This is a genomic window from Sphingobium sp. Leaf26, from assembly GCF_001421665.1.
Taxonomy (GTDB): Bacteria; Pseudomonadota; Alphaproteobacteria; order Sphingomonadales; family Sphingomonadaceae; genus Sphingobium.
The window spans coordinates 26,425-43,087 of the sequence record NZ_LMKV01000002.1 but is presented as its reverse complement, the minus strand read 5'-3'; the positions used below and the strand labels follow the sequence as shown (position 1 = coordinate 43,087).

General features: G+C 63.5%; 14 protein-coding genes. 5 read left to right on the top strand and 9 right to left on the bottom strand.

Going from position 1 to position 16,663, the window contains the following annotated elements:
* Positions 1-315: 315 nt before the first annotated feature.
* The 5 genes from bioB to ASE85_RS04820 all read right to left on the bottom strand — a co-directional run bounded on the left by bioB (position 316) and on the right by ASE85_RS04820 (position 6,296).
* The gene (gene bioB, locus ASE85_RS04840; protein WP_056684482.1) at positions 316-1,320 is read right to left on the bottom strand and encodes a biotin synthase BioB; all 1,005 of its coding nucleotides are present in this window, start codon (positions 1,318-1,320) and stop codon (positions 316-318) included.
* On the bottom strand, positions 1,317-1,877 hold the full coding sequence (locus ASE85_RS04835) for a hypothetical protein (protein ID WP_056684479.1): 561 nt from the start codon (positions 1,875-1,877) through the stop codon (positions 1,317-1,319). The genes bioB and ASE85_RS04835 overlap by 4 nt, the downstream gene beginning before the upstream one ends.
* Positions 1,874-4,027 carry a methylmalonyl-CoA mutase gene (gene scpA, locus ASE85_RS04830; protein WP_056684476.1) on the bottom strand — a complete coding sequence of 718 codons (2,154 nt, stop codon included), beginning with the start codon at positions 4,025-4,027 and terminating at the stop codon, positions 1,874-1,876. Before scpA ends, ASE85_RS04835 begins: the two co-directional genes overlap by 4 nt.
* Positions 4,028-4,211: 184 nt before the next feature.
* Positions 4,212-4,649 carry a methylmalonyl-CoA epimerase gene (gene mce, locus ASE85_RS04825; RefSeq protein WP_056684810.1) on the bottom strand — a complete coding sequence of 146 codons (438 nt, stop codon included), beginning with the start codon at positions 4,647-4,649 and terminating at the stop codon, positions 4,212-4,214.
* 114 nt (positions 4,650-4,763) lie between these two features.
* On the bottom strand, positions 4,764-6,296 hold the full coding sequence (locus ASE85_RS04820) for an acyl-CoA carboxylase subunit beta (RefSeq protein WP_056684473.1): 1,533 nt from the start codon (positions 6,294-6,296) through the stop codon (positions 4,764-4,766).
* 179 nt (positions 6,297-6,475) lie between these two features.
* Here ASE85_RS04820 and ASE85_RS04815 point away from each other — a divergent pair, with 179 nt between their 5' ends.
* Positions 6,476-7,891, top strand: a complete 1,416-nt coding sequence (locus tag ASE85_RS04815; RefSeq protein ID WP_056684470.1) for a helix-turn-helix domain-containing protein — start codon at positions 6,476-6,478, stop codon at positions 7,889-7,891.
* A 98-nt stretch (positions 7,892-7,989) separates the two neighbouring features.
* Here the strand turns inward: ASE85_RS04815 and ASE85_RS04810 are convergent, their stop codons facing one another.
* Positions 7,990-8,961 carry a nucleoside hydrolase gene (locus tag ASE85_RS04810; RefSeq protein ID WP_056684467.1) on the bottom strand — a complete coding sequence of 324 codons (972 nt, stop codon included), beginning with the start codon at positions 8,959-8,961 and terminating at the stop codon, positions 7,990-7,992.
* A 141-nt stretch (positions 8,962-9,102) separates the two neighbouring features.
* Positions 9,103-9,999, bottom strand: coding sequence for a LysR substrate-binding domain-containing protein (locus tag ASE85_RS04805; protein WP_056684464.1), 897 nt, complete (start codon positions 9,997-9,999; stop codon positions 9,103-9,105).
* 104 nt (positions 10,000-10,103) lie between these two features.
* On the opposite strand from ASE85_RS04805, the gene ASE85_RS04800 reads away from it, so the two are divergent.
* Together ASE85_RS04800 and ASE85_RS04795 are read left to right on the top strand one after the other, a co-directional pair.
* Entirely contained in the window at positions 10,104-10,883 is a 780-nt protein-coding gene (locus ASE85_RS04800) for an SDR family NAD(P)-dependent oxidoreductase (RefSeq protein WP_056684461.1), read from the top strand.
* A gap of 209 nt (positions 10,884-11,092) precedes the next feature.
* The gene (locus ASE85_RS04795) at positions 11,093-11,827 is read left to right on the top strand and encodes a 2OG-Fe dioxygenase family protein (protein WP_056684458.1); all 735 of its coding nucleotides are present in this window, start codon (positions 11,093-11,095) and stop codon (positions 11,825-11,827) included.
* Between the two features lie 87 nt (positions 11,828-11,914).
* On the opposite strand, the gene gor is transcribed toward ASE85_RS04795, so the two are convergent.
* Entirely contained in the window at positions 11,915-13,261 is a 1,347-nt protein-coding gene (gor, locus tag ASE85_RS04790) for a glutathione-disulfide reductase (RefSeq protein ID WP_056684455.1), read from the bottom strand.
* 200 nt (positions 13,262-13,461) lie between these two features.
* On the bottom strand, positions 13,462-14,979 hold the full coding sequence (pgi, locus tag ASE85_RS04785; protein ID WP_056684453.1) for a glucose-6-phosphate isomerase: 1,518 nt from the start codon (positions 14,977-14,979) through the stop codon (positions 13,462-13,464).
* A 175-nt stretch (positions 14,980-15,154) separates the two neighbouring features.
* Here pgi and lepB point away from each other — a divergent pair, with 175 nt between their 5' ends.
* A complete protein-coding gene (gene lepB, locus ASE85_RS04780; RefSeq protein WP_056684450.1) occupies positions 15,155-15,979 on the top strand; it encodes a signal peptidase I in 825 nt (274 codons plus the stop codon).
* Positions 15,976-16,659 (top strand): ribonuclease III, encoded by a 684-nt coding sequence (rnc, locus tag ASE85_RS04775; protein ID WP_156358205.1) that lies wholly within the window; start codon positions 15,976-15,978, stop codon positions 16,657-16,659. Before lepB ends, rnc begins: the two co-directional genes overlap by 4 nt.
* The last annotated feature ends 4 nt before the right edge of the window (positions 16,660-16,663 follow it).

Sequence of the window (16,663 nt, the reverse complement as noted above, 5' to 3'; positions counted from 1 at the left end):
CCCTTCGACAAGCTCAGGGCGAACGGATGTTGTGTTTCAGCGAGAAGGTTTCCGCCGAAAAATGAAATAGATGCCGGTTAGCCAAACAAGCAGAACAGGCAAAGCAACATACCAACCGATCCAAGCCGATCCCGTGCTGAGGATAAGAACAGCGAAAGTCAGCCAAGAAAGAGCGATTACTTTACCGCCAGTCATGCGCCCATCCCACACCCGTCATGCCGGACTTGATCCGGCATCCCGATTGCTTCCCGCGCAAGGGCCGTGAAGAAGCGGGACTCCGGATCAAGTCCGGGGTGACGGAGGTGGGCGCAAAACTCACTCCGCCGCCTCCATCGCAACCTTCACCTCGGCCTGCATCGGCACGACGCCCAGCTTCGCGAACAGCGCCGCATCCGCATTGTCGCCAGCGTTCGCCGTCGTCAGCAGCTTGTCGCCGGTGAAGATGCTGTTCGCCCCCGCCATGAAGCACAAAGCCTGACACGCCTCCGACATGCTCTCACGCCCCGCCGACAGCCGCACCATGCTCTGCGGCATCACGATCCGCGCCACGGCCACCGTCCGCACGAACTCGATCTCGTCGATCTTCGCCAGCGGCGTGTCGGCCAGCATATCCCCCAGCACAGTGCCCTTGACCGGCACGAGCGCATTGATCGGCACGCTTTGCGGATGGGTCGGCAGCACGGCCAGCGCGTGCAAAAACCCGACGCGATCCACGCGCGTCTCGCCCATGCCCACGATCCCGCCGGAACAGACGTTAATGCCGGAATTGCGCACATTCTCCAGCGTTTCCAGCCGGTCATCGAACGTCCGCGTCGTAATCACCTTCTCATAATGTTCAGGCGAAGTGTCGATATTATGGTTGTAATAATCCAGGCCCGCATCGGCCAAAGTCTTGGCCTGCCCCTCGCTCAGCATCCCCAGCGTCATGCAGGTTTCCATGCCCATCTGGCGCACGCCCTGCACCATCTGGACGATGGCGGGCATGTCCCGCTCCTTGGGATTGCGCCAGGCCGCGCCCATGCAGAAGCGCGACGACCCCGCATCCTTCGCCTGCGCCGCCGCCTGCATCACCGCCTGCACGCTCATCAGCTTTTCGGCCTTCAGCCCGCTTTCGGCCGATGCCGACTGGTTGCAGTACCCGCAATCCTCCGGGCAACCGCCGGTCTTGATCGACAGCAGCGTCGAAAGCTGCACCTCGTTACGCGGAAAGTTGGCCCGATGGATCGACTGCGCCTCGAACATCAGGTCGTTGAAGGGCAGGTCGAACAGCGCCGCGATCTCTTCGCGGGTCCAGTCGGTACGGGCTTGAATGGCAGTCATTTGCGTGTTTCCGGCATGAGATTGAGCATGGACAATCGAAGGTGCAGGCCATCGTCCTCACGCTGGGTGCCCAAAATGACGCGCCAGCGCTGCCCATCGGCACGCGCAATGTCCCACATCGACGTGCGGTAGCGCTTCTTGCCCACGACTTTCCCTGCTGGCAATCCAACTTCGCCTGCCAGAACGGAAAACAGGGCTTCCGGTTGCTCGTCGGCCGCCACTCTTGCCATCACACTGCATTGCGGGTCGGGCATGTCGCCCGCATCTGCGCCTCGCGCGATGAATCGCACCGTCATGGTCGGCGACATCCACATGCTGGATGGAAACAAGGCCTGTATCTGACTGTCCAGTTGGGACGCAGGTTGGTACGCGCTAAAGCCGGTACCCGCCACGCTCATCACAGCAGCGACTTTTTTCCCGTCTGGAAAAGGATCAAAACAGGCTCGACGAAAGGTGGCGACCACAGACGCGGGCGCACTCAGCGCCAACGCACGATCCGTCGGATCATATCGGATCACGGGCGCCGCTGTCGCAACCATGATCAGCGACAGGATCATGCCGCTTCGTCCAGCCCGGCGGGGGGCATGTTGTGGCCGAGCAGGCGCAGCACGTCGGCCGCGCACTCCACGACATTGGACCCAGGCCCATAAATGCCCTGAACCCCGGCGTCCCGAAGATAGTCATAATCCTGCGGCGGGATCACGCCGCCGGCGATCACCTTGATATCGGTACGCCCCTGTTCCCGCAGCCGGTTGATGAGTTCGGGAATCAGCGTCTTGTGCCCGGCCGCAAGGCTCGACGCGCCCACCACATCGACCGCGCTCTCCAGCGCCAGCACCACCGTTTCCTCCGGCGTCTGGAACAAGGGACCGGACACGACGTCGAAGCCCAGGTCGCCGAACGCCGATGCGATGATGTTGGCGCCCCGGTCATGTCCATCCTGCCCCATCTTGGCTACAAGAAGTTTGGGCTTCCGACCGAGGCGCCGCTCGACGGCCTGCACGCCGTCGAGAACCTGTTGCCAGCGCTTGTCTCCTTCATAAGGCGCTGCATAGACGCCCTTCACCGGCGTCGGCTGGGTGCCGTAGCGCTGGAAACTATCCTCCATGGCGGAGGAGATTTCGCCCAGCGTGGCCCGCGCCCGCGCCGCCTGGACCGCATGGGCCAGCAAGTTCGTCTCGATCGACTGCGGCGCGGCGGCGGCGTCGCGCAGCGCCTGCAACGCGGCCTGACAGGCATCCTCGTCGCGCTCCGCCTTCACCCGGTTGATGCGCGCGATCTGCGCCTCGCGCACCTTGGCATTATCGACCTCCAGCGTCTCCAGCAGGTCTTCGCTCGCCAGCCGATATTTGTTGACGCCCACGATCACGTCCTCGGCACGATCGACCCGCGCCTGCCGTGCCGCCGCCGCCGTTTCGATCATCGCCTTGGGCCAGCCCGCCGCCACGGCCTTCGCCATGCCGCCTTCGCTTTCCACCCGGTCGATAATCTCCTGCGCGGCATCGACCAGTTGCTGGGTCAGGCTCTCGACATAATAGCTGCCACCCAGCGGATCGACGACATTGCACATGCCCGTCTCTTCCTGAATGACGATCTGCGTGTTGCGCGCGATGCGGGCGGAAAAATCCGTCGGCAGCGCGATCGCCTCGTCCAGCGCATTGGTATGGAGCGACTGCGTCCCGCCCAGCATCGCGGCCATCGCCTCGATCGTGGTGCGCATGACATTGTTATACGGGTCTTGCTCGGTCAGCGACACGCCGCTCGTCTGGCAATGGGTGCGCAGCATCTTGCTGCGCTCGCTTTGCGCGCCCAGCTTCGTCATGGCGCGATGCCACAGCACGCGGGCCGCCCGCAGCTTGGCGATTTCCATGAAGAAATTCATGCCGATCGCGAAGAAGAAGCTCAAACGCCCGGCGAAATTGTCGATGTCCAGGCCGCTCGCCATGCCATAGCGCGCATATTCGATGCCGTCGGCGATGGTGAAGGCCAGTTCCTGCACCTGTGTCGCGCCGGCTTCCTGCATATGATAGCCGGAAATGGAGATGCTGTTGAACTTGGGCATCTCGCGGCTCGTATAGCCAAAAATGTCGCTGATGATCCGCATGCTGGGTTCTGGCGGGTAGATATAGGTGTTGCGGACCATGAACTCCTTGAGGATGTCGTTCTGGACCGTCCCGTCGAGCAGCTTGCGATCGACCCCCTGTTCCTCGCCCGCGACGATGAAGAAGGCGAGCACCGGAATGATCGCGCCGTTCATGGTCATGGACACGCTCATCTTGTCGAGCGGAATGCCGTCGAACAGGATTTTCATATCCTCGATCGTGTCGATCGCCACGCCGGCTTTTCCCACGTCGCCGGTCACACGCGGATGGTCGCTGTCATAACCGCGATGAGTGGCCAGATCGAACGCAACGCTCAGCCCCTTCTGCCCCGCCGCCAGATTGCGGCGATAAAAGGCATTGGATTCCTCGGCTGTCGAAAAGCCCGCATATTGCCGGATGGTCCATGGCCGCCCCGCATACATGGACGCGCGCACGCCCCGCGTGAACGGCGCAAAGCCCGGCAGGCCCGGATCGACGGCCACATCCTCGGCGGTATAGAGCGGCTTCACCCGGATACCTTCGGGGGTATCCCAGTTCAGATCCTTGCCCTTCACTTCCTTGGCGGCAGCGGCGGCCCACTGATCCAGCGTCGGCTTCTCGGTCATATTCCACCCTTACTCCCTCTCCCCGGCGGGGAGAGGATACGCAGGCTTGGCAGCTTGCTGCCTAGCCGAAGTTGGAGAGGGGGTTCGCCCCATCGGGCGTCGTGCCCCCTCTCCGCTGCGACTTAGGGTCTGCTGCGCAGCCCCTAAGTCTCGCGCCTCCCCCCGTGGGGGGAGGATTAAAACCTCAATGCGCCTCTTTCGGCGTCTCCATGATCTCGGTCAGCACCCCGTTCATATCCTTGGGATGCACGAAGAAGATCGGCGTCCCATGCGCCCCGATGCGCGGCTCGCCCAACACCTTCTTGCCCAGCCGCTCGAACCAGGCTTTGGCCTCAAGAATATCGGGCACTTCATAGCACATATGATGCTGCCCCCCGGCCGGGTTCTTGGCGATGAAGGCAGTGATCGGCGAGCTTGCGTCGAACGGCTCGATCAACTCGATCTGCGTCCCCGCCGTCCCATTCTCGCCCGGCGTATCGACAAAACACACCTTCACCCCCTGAGCGGGCAGGTCGAAGGGTTCATGCGCGATCGTCGCGCCCATGACATCGCGATAATAAGCAATGCTCTTTTCAAGCGACGGCGTGGCGACACCGATATGGTTGAGACGGCCGAGTTTCATCATGCGTTCCTAAACTTCGTCATTCCCGCGAAGGCGGGAATCCATCTCCCACCCCATCCCAAGGCGCGAGGCCCGGAGATGGATCCCCGCCTTCGCGGGGATGACGGACCTTAGTTAGAGAGGAATATTGTCATGCTTCTTCCACGGATTCTCCAGCGCCTTGTTCTTCAGCTTGCGCAGCCCCAGCGCGATCCGCTTGCGCGTCGAATGCGGCTGGATGACCTCGTCGATGAAGCCCTTGCTCGCCGCCACGAACGGGTTGGCGAAGCGCGCCTCATATTCCGCCGTCCGCTCCGCAATCTCCTCCGCCGTCCTGCCGCGAAAGATGATCTCGACCGCGCCCTTCGCCCCCATCACCGCGATCTCGGCGGTCGGCCAGGCATAGTTCAGGTCGCCGCGCAGATGCTTGGAACTCATCACGTCATACGCCCCGCCATAAGCCTTGCGCGTGATGACGGTGATCTTGGGCACCGTCGCTTCGGCATAAGCGAACAGCAGTTTCGCGCCATGCTTGATGATGCCGCTATGTTCCTGCGCCGTGCCTGGCAGGAAGCCCGGCACATCCACGAAGGTCACGATCGGTATCTCGAACGCATCGCAGAAGCGCACGAACCGCCCCGCCTTCTTGGACGAGTTGATATCCAGCACGCCCGCCAGCACCATCGGCTGGTTGGCGATGATGCCCACCGTCTTGCCCTCGATCCGGCCGAAACCGCACAGGATATTCCCGGCATGGGCCGGCTGCACCTCGAAGAAGTCGCCCTCGTCCACGACCTTGCGGATGACTTCATGCATGTCGTAGGGTTGGTTGGCATTGGCCGGAATCACCGTGTCCAGGCTCTCCTCGATCCGGTCCCATGCGTCCGCGGTCGGCCGCTCCGGCACCGGCTCCCTGTTCGACGCGGGCAGGAAGTCCACGAAATCGCGGGTCGCCAGCAGCGCCTCGATATCATTGTCGAACGCCACGTCCGCCACGCCCGACTTGGTCGTATGCGTCACCGCGCCGCCCAGTTCCTCCTGCGTGACGACCTCGTTCGTCACCGTCTTGACCACATCCGGGCCGGTCACGAACATGAAGCTGCTGTCCTTCACCATGAAGATGAAGTCGGTCATCGCCGGCGAGTATACCGCGCCGCCCGCGCACGGCCCCATGATGACGCTGATCTGCGGCACCACGCCGCTCGCCAGCACATTGCGCTGGAAAATCTCCGCATAGCCGCCCAGCGACGCTACGCCTTCCTGAATGCGCGCACCGCCGCTGTCGTTCAGGCCGATCACCGGCGCACCCACTTTCAGCGCCATGTCCATGATCTTGCAGATCTTCATCGCATGCCGTTCCGACACCGCGCCGCCATAGACGGTGAAGTCCTGGCTGAACACGAACACCAGCCGGCCGTTGATCGTGCCCGATCCGGTGACGACGCCGTCGCCCGGAATATGCTGTTCGTCCATGCCGAAATCGATGCAATTATGCTCGACATACATGTCCAGCTCTTCAAAACTGCCTTCGTCCAGCAGCACGTCCAGCCGCTCGCGCGCGGTCAGCTTGCCCTTGCCATGCTGGGCGTCGATCCGCCGCTGGCCGCCGCCCATACGCGCGGCCTCCCGCTTGGTTTCAAGCTGTTCGATGATGGCGAGCTTCGACATTCCTACATCTCTCCCATGTGCGACATCGGCCGCCTTGCCTCTCCCCTACCCAGCCCATGGCAAAGTTCGCAAATGTAAATTTGCTAATTTGCAAATCGCGACTTCGCAATTAAGGTCCATCTTTGCGTCACCGTCATGCGCTTAGCGAAGCGATGAGGGGCGCAAGGGAAGGCAGAAACATGGCACGCGGCAACCGCATCTTCGCAGGTCCTCGCCTGCGCCAGCTTCGTCTGGACCATCGGATGGACCAGGCTACGATGGCGCAGGCACTGGGCATATCCGTATCCTATCTTTCGCAGATGGAAAATGACGATCGCCCCCTGACCGCCAAGGTCAAGGCCGCGCTCGCCAGCGCCTTTCCGACCGACTGGGCCAGCTTCGACAGTCGGGAGGAGGAACAGCTTCTGGGCGCCTTCACCTATGCGCTGGGCCATCCCGAACTGCCCGGCAACCAGATGGAGCCGGAACGGATCGAGAAGCTGCACCTGCAATTCCCGGAATTCGCGGCGCGCTATGTCGATCTCTACAATGCCCATATGCGCGCCAACGAACGCATCAACATGATCGAGGAGGCGATTGCCAACGATCATGAGGTGCAGGCCCGCCTGCCATGGGAGGCTGCGCGCGACTGGTTCCACGAGGCGGGAAATTATGTCCATCCGCTCGATTGCCTGGCGGAGGAAATGGCGGAAAGCTTTACCCAGGGGCAGGCCCTGGACGAAGGCATGCTGGTGGAGGCGCTCGCCCGCCGCCATGGCATCGAAACGCTGATCGCCGAAACGCCCGACAGCGCCCTGCGCGCCTATCGCGCGGCGGAACGCAAGCTGTTCATCAACGCGGCGCTCCCGACCGAAAGCCGCAAGTTCATGCTCGCCCACCAGTTGATGATGCTGGAGGGGCAGGCGGTGATCGCCGATGTGGTTCGCAAAGCGGCCCTGCCCGTTCCCGGCGCCGACCGGTTGCTGGCGATCGGCCTTGGCAACTATGCCGCCGGCGCGTTGCTCCTGCCTTATGCCGCCTTCCGCGAAGCCGCCCGCGCGATGCGCCACGATATCGACCGGCTCGCCCGCACCTTCGGCGTCAGCTTCGAACAGGCCTGCCACCGCCTCTCCACGCTCCAGCGCCCCGGCCTGCGCGGCATCCCCTTCTTCTTCTGCCGCGTCGACATGGCGGGCAACATCACCAAGCGCCACAGCGCCACCCGCCTGCAATTCGCCCGCTTCGGCGGCGCCTGCCCGCTCTGGAACGTCCATGAAGCCGTCGCCGTGCCCGACCGCATCAACGTGCAATTGGGCGAAACACCCGATGGCGTACGCTATGTCTCCATGGCGAAAGGCCTCGTAAAGCCGTCGGGCAGCTACAAGCGCACCCCGCGCCGCTACGCCGTGGTGCTGGGCTGCGAAACGGCGCACGCGGCGAACTTCGTCTATGCCGACGGCCTCCATCTGGCCGAGGAAGGCGCCGCGACGCCGATCGGCATCACCTGCCGCCTATGCCCCCGCCAAAGCTGCGACCAGCGCGCCTTCCCGCCCGCCGACCGGCCGATCCATGTCGACCCGGACAACCGCCAGATCGTACCGTATTGGATCGGGTGAAGGGATAGGCCGTCACTCCCTGTCTGTTCGCTTCGAGCGAAGTCGAGAAGCAAGGCGCGCTGCATTTGAGTGAACGCAGCCCTGGCCTCCCTGTAAGCTCACCTCTTCGCTGCGTGCATCCGCATCAGCGACAGGAAATCCTCGAAGGTCAGACGGGCGTCCAGCACTTCATAGACGCGCATCATCCGGCCATTGCCGACCGGATCGCCATAGCTACCGTCCGGCTTGATCCGCAGCGCCGGCCGATCGACATATTGGCTGCTTTCGCCGGAAATCGCGCTCAACAACACGGTCGGACTGTCCCCCAGCGGCCAACTGCCGCCGACATCGACAAAGGCGGGTGGTGTCGTGAACTTGTCGTACAGCCACGCGCCGAAATCCGAAATGGGCCGCATCTGGTCCTGCAATTCCGCCACGGAAAACTGCATCTGGCGATAGGCGTTCTGCGGTATCTGCCAGATCGGGATCGCCGATTGCTCGATCACGATCCGCGCCGCCGCTAGATCGGCCGACAGATTATATTCCCACCCGCCCTGCGGATAGCGCCCGCCGCCGATCCAGATCAGCGTCATCCGCTGCGCAATCTCCGGTTTCAGACAGATCGCCGCCGCGACGTTGGTCAGCGGCCCGCCGCATGTGATGTAGAGCGGCAGCTTGTCGTCGCGCATCGCCTCCGCCACGATCGCCTTGGCCGCCGCGCTGGCTTCGGGAGCAACCAGATTGAGATTTTCGGACCCGGCCTCGACCGGCGGCGCATCGGCCAGCTTCGCGCGACGGATCAGGTCCAGCGCGATACCCTTGCCAACCACAGCAGACCGATCCGGCGGCACGCTGCCGACCAGCTTGCGGTCCAGCGCCGAAGACGTACACAGCACCGTGCGCGTCTTAGGCGTCAGCAACTGATGGGCCAGCGCCACCAGCCCGTCCGGGTCGCCCGAAAAATCATTGTCCACGATGACCCGAGCGGAAGCGCGCTGCGGTATGGTACGGAAGGGTGCCGCCCATGCAGGGCCGGACAGCAAGGCTATAGATCCGCTCAGTGCTTTCCCGAACTGACGGCGCGTCAACATGCCATTCCCCTCTATACTAGAATATATATTCTTATATATCCAGATTTGGAAATCAAGCATAGGCGTCATGCCGAGACGGATTCATGCGGCAAAAAATGATTATCATGCCTCTCCATAGCCCTTTGCTATGGAGAGGCGTCTTCACCCCTCCACCACCATCGCCTCGTCCAGAAAATCCAGAAACGCCCGCACCCGCGCCGCTGCCCGGTCCTCCGCCGCATAAAGGGCGTGAATATCCTCCCCGTCGCCGGCATTATATTCCGCCAGCACCTCCACCAGCCGCCCTTCGCGCAGGTCGCGCGCGACATGGAACCGGCCGTGCCGCGCAATGCCCGCGCCCGCGACCGCCATCTGCCGCACCACCTCGCCTGAATTGCCGAAGAAGCGTCCCGGCACCGGCCGCTGCACATGCTTGCCCTTCACGCGGAACGGCCAGCTATCGACCGACCGACGGAAGCTGAAGCGCAGGCAGTCATGCGCTTCCAGATCGTCGGGCGTCATGGGCGTCCCCCGCCGCGCCAGATAATCGGGGCTGGCCACCAGCAGCATCCTGCTATGCCCCAGCTTCTTGGCGCGCAGGCTGGTGTCGCGCAACGGCCCGATGCGGATGGCGATGTCCGCCCGCTCCTCGACCAGGTCCACGACAGCGTCGGTCAGCGTCAGGTCCACGGTCACCGCCGGATAGCGCACCCCGAACTGCGGCAGGATCGGGATCAGATACTCCATGCCGAAGGAGGGGGAGGCATTGATCCGCAACAACCCGCGCGGCCCCTGCCCCTCGGTGCGCAGGCTGTTTTCGGCCTCATACATGTCGCCCAGGATCGCGATCATCCGGTCATGATAGGCCTGTCCTTCCCGCGTCAGCGCCAGCGACCGTGTCGTCCGCCGCACCAGCACCACGCCCAGCCTCTGCTCCAGCCGCGTGATCGATCGGCTCACCGCCGACGGGGTCAGGCGCAAAGCCTTGGCGGCGGCGGCAAAACTGCCCGCGTCCGCCACCATCAGGAAATTCTCGACGTCGCCGAACCGGTTATCCATGATTTCAATTCACTTCTGAAGTGATGTCATTCCATCTAATCATCACTAAGCAAATATCTATTTACCTGTCCAACTCGCTGTCTCAACTCGAAGGGGAAAAGCCCATGGACCTGAAACTCACCGGCAAGAGCGCCATCGTCACCGGATCGACCGCCGGCATCGGCCTCGCTATCGCCAAACGCCTCGCGCAGGAAGGCGTCACCGTCACCATCACCGGCCGCAGCCAGGCGAAGCTGGACGCTGCCGCTGCCGAAATCGGCCTGCCCGTCAACGCCGTCCTTGCCGATCCCGCCACGGCGGACGGCGCCGCCGCCCTGATCGCCGCCGTTCCTTCGACCGACATCCTTGTCAACAACCTCGGCATCTACGAAGCCAAGGACTTTGCCGACATCAGCGACGAGGACTGGCACCATCTGTTCGAGGTCAATGTGGTGAGCGGCGCGCGCCTTTCCCGCCATTATTTCCCTAAGATGCTTGCCAACAACTGGGGCCGGGTGATCTTCATCGCCAGCGAAAGCGGCCTGCTGCCACCCGCCGAAATGATCCATTACGGCATGACCAAATCGGCCCAGCTGTCCATCTCGCGCGGCCTTGCCGAACATACGCGCGGCACCGGCGTCACGGTCAATTCCGTCCTCCCCGGCCCGACCCGTTCGGAAGGGATCGTCGACTTCATCCGCTCCGTGGTCGACAACAAGGACGCACCCGAAGCCGATCGCGAAGCCGAGTTCTTCACCAAATTGCGCCCGCTCTCGCTCATCAAGCGGCTGATCGAAGCGGACGAGGTCGGCGCCATGGTCGCCTATCTCGCCAGCCCCCTCGCCGCAGCCACCAACGGCGCAGCCGTGCGGGTCGAAGGCGGCATGGTGCCCACGATCGCGTAAGCCCGTCCCACTCATCCGTTCGTGCTGAGTAGGGTCTGAGCGAAGTCGAAGACCCATATCGAAGCATCAGGCGCGGCGCGTAATTCTTCGATACGCCATTTCGACTTCGCTCAATGGCTACTCAGGACGAACGGGGTCGAAGTGCCAACAACCCACCCTGCGGAAACTGGCCCTGTCGCTCGTCTCCACCCTCCACTAGAGGAATGACGATGAGCGACACGGACAGCCTATCCCCGATCGAAGATGCCCTGCTGACGGACGGCTATGCCCGCCTGTCCGGCGCGGCGATGTTCGACCGGCTGGACATAGCCGAACCCGACTGGGCGGCCTTCGCGCAAAGCTGGAACGATCTCGGCCCCGATCTCTACATGGCCGATGGCGGCCGCTACCGCCGCCGCCGCCACGCCGCCTTCGCGCTGGAACAGGGTCGCTTCACCCGCAAGCCGCACCAGCCCCATTATCAGAGCCGCGACTATAACCCGCTGAACGGCGATGTGCAGCGCTGGTTCGATCCGGTGGAGGACGCCACGGTCGCCAATCCGGCCCTCCGGTCGATCTTCGCCTTCTGCGCCGACAGCTTCGATCCCGCCGCCAGAGGCCGGTGGCATGTCGAAATGCACCAGTTCCGGATCGAGGCAAAACCGGACGAAAACGGCCGCCCCACGCCCGAAGGCATGCACCGCGACGGCGTCGATCATGTGCTGGTGATGCTGGTCGAACGCCGCAATGTCCGCGAAGGCGTCACCCGGATCGGCGCACCCGACGGCACGGCGCTGGGCGAATTCACCCTGACCGACCCCGCCGACACGATGCTGATCGACGATCACCGCATCCTGCACGGCGTGACGGAAATCCACCCCGTCGATCCCGCCGCGCCCGCCTGGCGCGACGCACTGGTGGTGACCTTTTCCTCCCCGGCACGGGGAGGGGAACCGATCGCGTAGCGATAGGTGGAGGGGGGAACTGCCCCACGGCACACCCCCCTCAGCCCACCCTACGGCCAGCCACCTCCCGTGCCAGGGAGGATCACGTCATTTCAGCAGCACCAGTTCTTCCGCCATGCTGGGATGCAGCGCGATGGTGTCGTCGAAATCCTGCTTGGTCAGTCCCGCCTTCACCGCGATCGCGGCGGCCTGCAATATCTCCGGCGCATCCGGCCCGATCATGTGCAGCCCGACCACCCTGTCGGTCGTCGCATCCACCACCATCTTGTAGAGCGCCCGTTCCTCGCGCCCCGCCAGCACATTCTTCATCGGCCGGAAGTCGGAGGTGTAGACCTTCACCGTGCCATATTTATTCTTGGCGTCCGCCTCGGTCAGGCCGACCCCGGCCAGCGGCGGATGGCTGAACACGGCGGAAGGCACGGAGCCATAGTCGACCTTGCGCTTGTTGTTGCCGAACACCGTGTCGGCAAAGGCGTGCCCTTCGCGGATCGCCACCGGCGTCAGTTGCAGCCGGTCGGTGACATCGCCCACCGCATAGATGCTTTCGCAACTGGTCTGGCTATAATCGTCGACCTTGATCGCGCCCTTGTCGGTCAGGTCCACCCCGGCCGTCTCCAGACCCAGCCCGTCGACATGCGGCTTGCGCCCGGTGGCGAACAACACCACGTCCGCCGCGACCGGATCACCATCCTTGAAATGGACGCACAGCGTGCCGTCGTCATTCTTTTCGATCCGGTCCATCTTCGCATTGAAGCGGAAATTGATCCCCTTGGTCATGCTGATCTGGAGCAGCCGGTCGCGGATCTGCGCGTCATAACCGCGCAGCAGGTCGCTGCCCCGATTGACCATCGTCACATGGCTGCCGAACTGGTGGAAGATGCCGGCAAATTCATTGGCGATATAACCGCCGCCGACGATCACGATCCGCCTGGGGCATTCGTCCAGATGGAACACCTCGTTGCTGGTGATGCCATGTTCGGCGCCCTCCACCTCCGGCACGATCGGCCAGGCGCCGGTCGCGACCAGGATCACCTTGGCCGTCACCTCGCGCCCGCTCGCCAGCTTGACGCCATGCGGTCCGGTGATGGTCGCGCGCTCGCGGATCACCTCGACCTTGTGACTGTCGAGCGTATTGCCATACAGCCCTTCCAGCCGGTCGACCTCGCCCAGCACATTGTCGCGCAACGTCGTCCATTCAAAACCGCATTCCGGCACCTTCCAGCCGAACCGGCGTGCATCCTTCAGGTCCTCGGCGAAATGCGCGCCATAGATGAGCAGCTTCTTGGGCACGCAGCCGCGAATGACGCAGGTGCCGCCGACCCGAAACTCCTCGGCCACGGCCACCTTCGCGCCATGCGCCGCCGCGACGCGGGAGGCGCGCACGCCGCCCGATCCTGCACCGATGACGAAAAGGTCGAAATCAAACTCGCTCATGCCAGGTCTCCGCTCGGCGCGTCGCATACAGGGCGCTGCGCCATCAAACTTGGGGGCGGATATGGCGGCTGGGGGACGGAGTTACAAATGGGAATATTGTTGCTGGTACCCAAACCACCTCCGTTCGCTTCGAGCGTGTCGAGAAGCGGAAGCGCTGCACCAGCGCTTCTCGACTTCGCTCGAAACGAACGGTTGTGTGTTTATTCTGCCCCCATCGCCAACTCGATCAGCGCCATGGTCGACGGGTCGAACCCCGTAGGCCCATCGGCCTCGATCGACTTGGCGATCTCCTTGCCCAGTTCCACGCCGAACTGGTCGAAGGGGTTGATGCCCATCAGCACTGCATTGGCGAAGGTGCGATGTTCGTAGAAAGCGATCAGCGCGCCCAGCGCCTCGGGCGTCACATCGTCCAGCAGGATCGTGGTCGACGGCCGGTTGCCGGGATAGGCCCGCGCCGGATCGTCCGCATTCTCCTTGCCGCGCAGCAGAGCAGCGCCCTGCGCGAAGCAGTTGACCAGCAGCGCGCGATGATGGGCCGGGTCCAGCACATGACCCGGCTCGATCGAGGCGATGAACTCGACCGGCGAAATCACCGTGCCCTGATGCAGCAACTGGAACACCGCATGCTGCGCATCGGTGCCCACCCCGCCCCAGGTGATCGGCGCGGTCGGCCCAACGACCGGCTGGTTGTCGCGGGTCACGCTCTTGCCATTGCTCTCCATCTCCAGTTGCTGGAGATAGGAGGGCAGCAGCGCCAGCCGTTCGTCATATGCGAACAGCGCGCGCGTCTGACAACCGAGCACCCGCGCATAATATTGGTCGACAAAGGCCGCGATCAGCGGCGCATTCTCGGACGGAGCGGACAGGCGGAAATGGCGGTCCATCGCCGCCGCGCCCTCCAGCAGGCTCTCGAACGCATCCCAGCCCAGCGCCATCGCCGCCGGGAAGCCGATCGAGGACCAAAGCGAATAGCGTCCGCCCACGCTTTCGGCAAAGGGCAGGATGCGGGTTTCATCGACGCCCCATTCCATCGCCTTTTCCGGCGCGGCGGTCAGCGCGATCACCTTGCCATAGGGATCGTCCACGCCCGCCTCGACCATCCAGTTGATCGCGCTCGCCGCGTTCAGCATCGTCTCGCCGGTGGTGAAGGTCTTCGACGCGATCGCGATCAAAGTCGTGTGCGGATCGAACCCTTCCAGCGCCCGCTCCAGCGCCGTGCCATCCACATTGGACACGATCGCCACGTCATAGCGCACGCCATCGCCGTCCAGCGCATCGACGATCAGCTTGGGGCCAAGCGCCGACCCGCCGATGCCGATATGCAGGACATGGCGCACCTCGCCCAGCGCGCCCGCCTCGATCGCATCGATCAGGCCGCGCATCCGGTTGTGCAGCATCTTGGCATGGGCGACGCTGTCGGCATTGCCCTCGCCCCGTTCGGCGGGGTGCTCGGCGGCACGGCCTTCACTGTTGTTGACCGCCTGCCCTGAAAACAGCGCATCGCGCCAGCCGGCAAAATCCTGTTCCTGCGCCAGCGTCAGGAAGCCTGCCAGCACATCGTCGGTCAGATGGGTCTTGGACCAGTCGAACCGGATCGGCCCCTGGCTCAGTACCAGCTTGGACAGGCGATCGGGATCGGTCGTGAAAATCGACTTGAGGTCTGCTTGCGGAAGCGCGGCGATGGACGCCAAGGAACTCGGCTGTGCAGGGCTGGTCATGCAATATCCTCTATGACGTTGGTCGATATCGACGCTGCACCGGTCGATTCCCGCTATGCTTAGCCCAAAGCGGCGGGTTTTGCATCGGCAACGACTGCTTGACGCGCACCTTCGCAGGCTCCAAAAGCCGCCACGGCCGCTTTATGGGCCTTCTCAAGGGATCAGACGACACTCCATGACTGCCAAATCGGAAACGCGGGACTTCCTCTGGTTTCTCGCCAAGCTCGGGCTGTTCGTCTTCATCCTGCGCAGCTTCATCATTTCGCCGTTCAACATTCCGTCGGAATCCATGCAGCCGCGCCTGCTGATCGGGGACTATCTGCTGGTGGCCAAATGGCCCTATGGCTATTCCCGCTATTCGCTGCCGTTCAGCATTCCGCTGATCCCCGGCCGTATCCTCGCCTCCACGCCTGAGCGTGGCGACGTGGTGGTGTTCAAGGCGCCACCGAACCAGAAGAACGACTATATCAAGCGCGTCATCGGCCTGCCCGGTGACCAGATCGCGGTGCGCGGCGGAGCCGTCTATCTGAACGGTCAGGCGATCCCGAAGCAGAAGGTCGCCGACCTCGTCATCCCGGTGACGCAGAACATGATCGACGCTTCGGCGAAGGAAGGCGCGGCCTCCCCCTGCTATCGCCCGGATTTCGAGGAAGCCGCGTCCGACGGCGGCAGGCAGTGCCGTTACCCGCAATTCCGCGAAACGCTGCCCGGCGGCAAGAGCTACAATGTCCTCGACCTGCTGCCCGATGGCGCGGCCGATGATCGCGACGCGGTGCTGGTGCCCGAAGGCAAGCTGTTCATGATGGGCGACAATCGCGATCGCAGCGCCGACAGCCGCTTCCCGGCGGTCGAAGGCGGCGGCATCGGCCTCGTCCCAGAAGAAAATCTGGTGGGCAAGGCGGTGATCTCGGTCTTCTCGACCGATGGCAGCGCCAACTGGCTGCTGCCCTGGACCTGGTTCACCGCCGCGCGCTGGAGCCGGATCGGGGAAGGCTTTTGAAGCTGACCGTTCCTGCCTCTGACACGCCTGCCTGGCTCAAGGATCTGATCGGCCGCGCGCCGAAAGATCCCGCGACCTTCGAACAGGCGCTGACTCATGGCAGCGCCAAGGCCGTCAATTACGAACGGCTGGAGTTCCTGGGCGATCGTATCCTCGGCCTGCTGATCGGTGAATGGCTGTTCGAAAGCTTTGCCGACGAACCCGAAGGCAAGCTGTCCCGCCGCTTCAACGCGCTGGTATCGGGCGAAACCTGTGCCGAAGTCGCACGCGCCGCCGGCGTGCCCAGGCATCTGGTGCTGGGCAAACAGGCCCGTGACGATGGCGCCACCAACAGCGACAATGTGCTGGGCGACGTCATGGAAGCGCTGATCGGCGCCCTCTATCTGGAAGGCGGGCTGGAAGAAGCGCGCACCCTGGTTCGCCGCCTCTGGGCCGACCGGGTCGACACCCAGACCAGCGCCCCGCGCCATCCCAAATCCTATCTTCAGGAATGGGCCGCCGCCAACAAGCGCAAACCGCCAGAATATGCGCTGACCGACCGGTCCGGCCCCCAGCACGCCCTGCGCTTCACGGTCACCGTGTCGATCAAGGGGGCGGGCGAGGCAAGCGCGACCGGCGCATCGAAACAGGAAGCCGAAACGGCTGCGGCCAAGGCCCTGCTGGAGAAGCTGACGGGTTGATTAA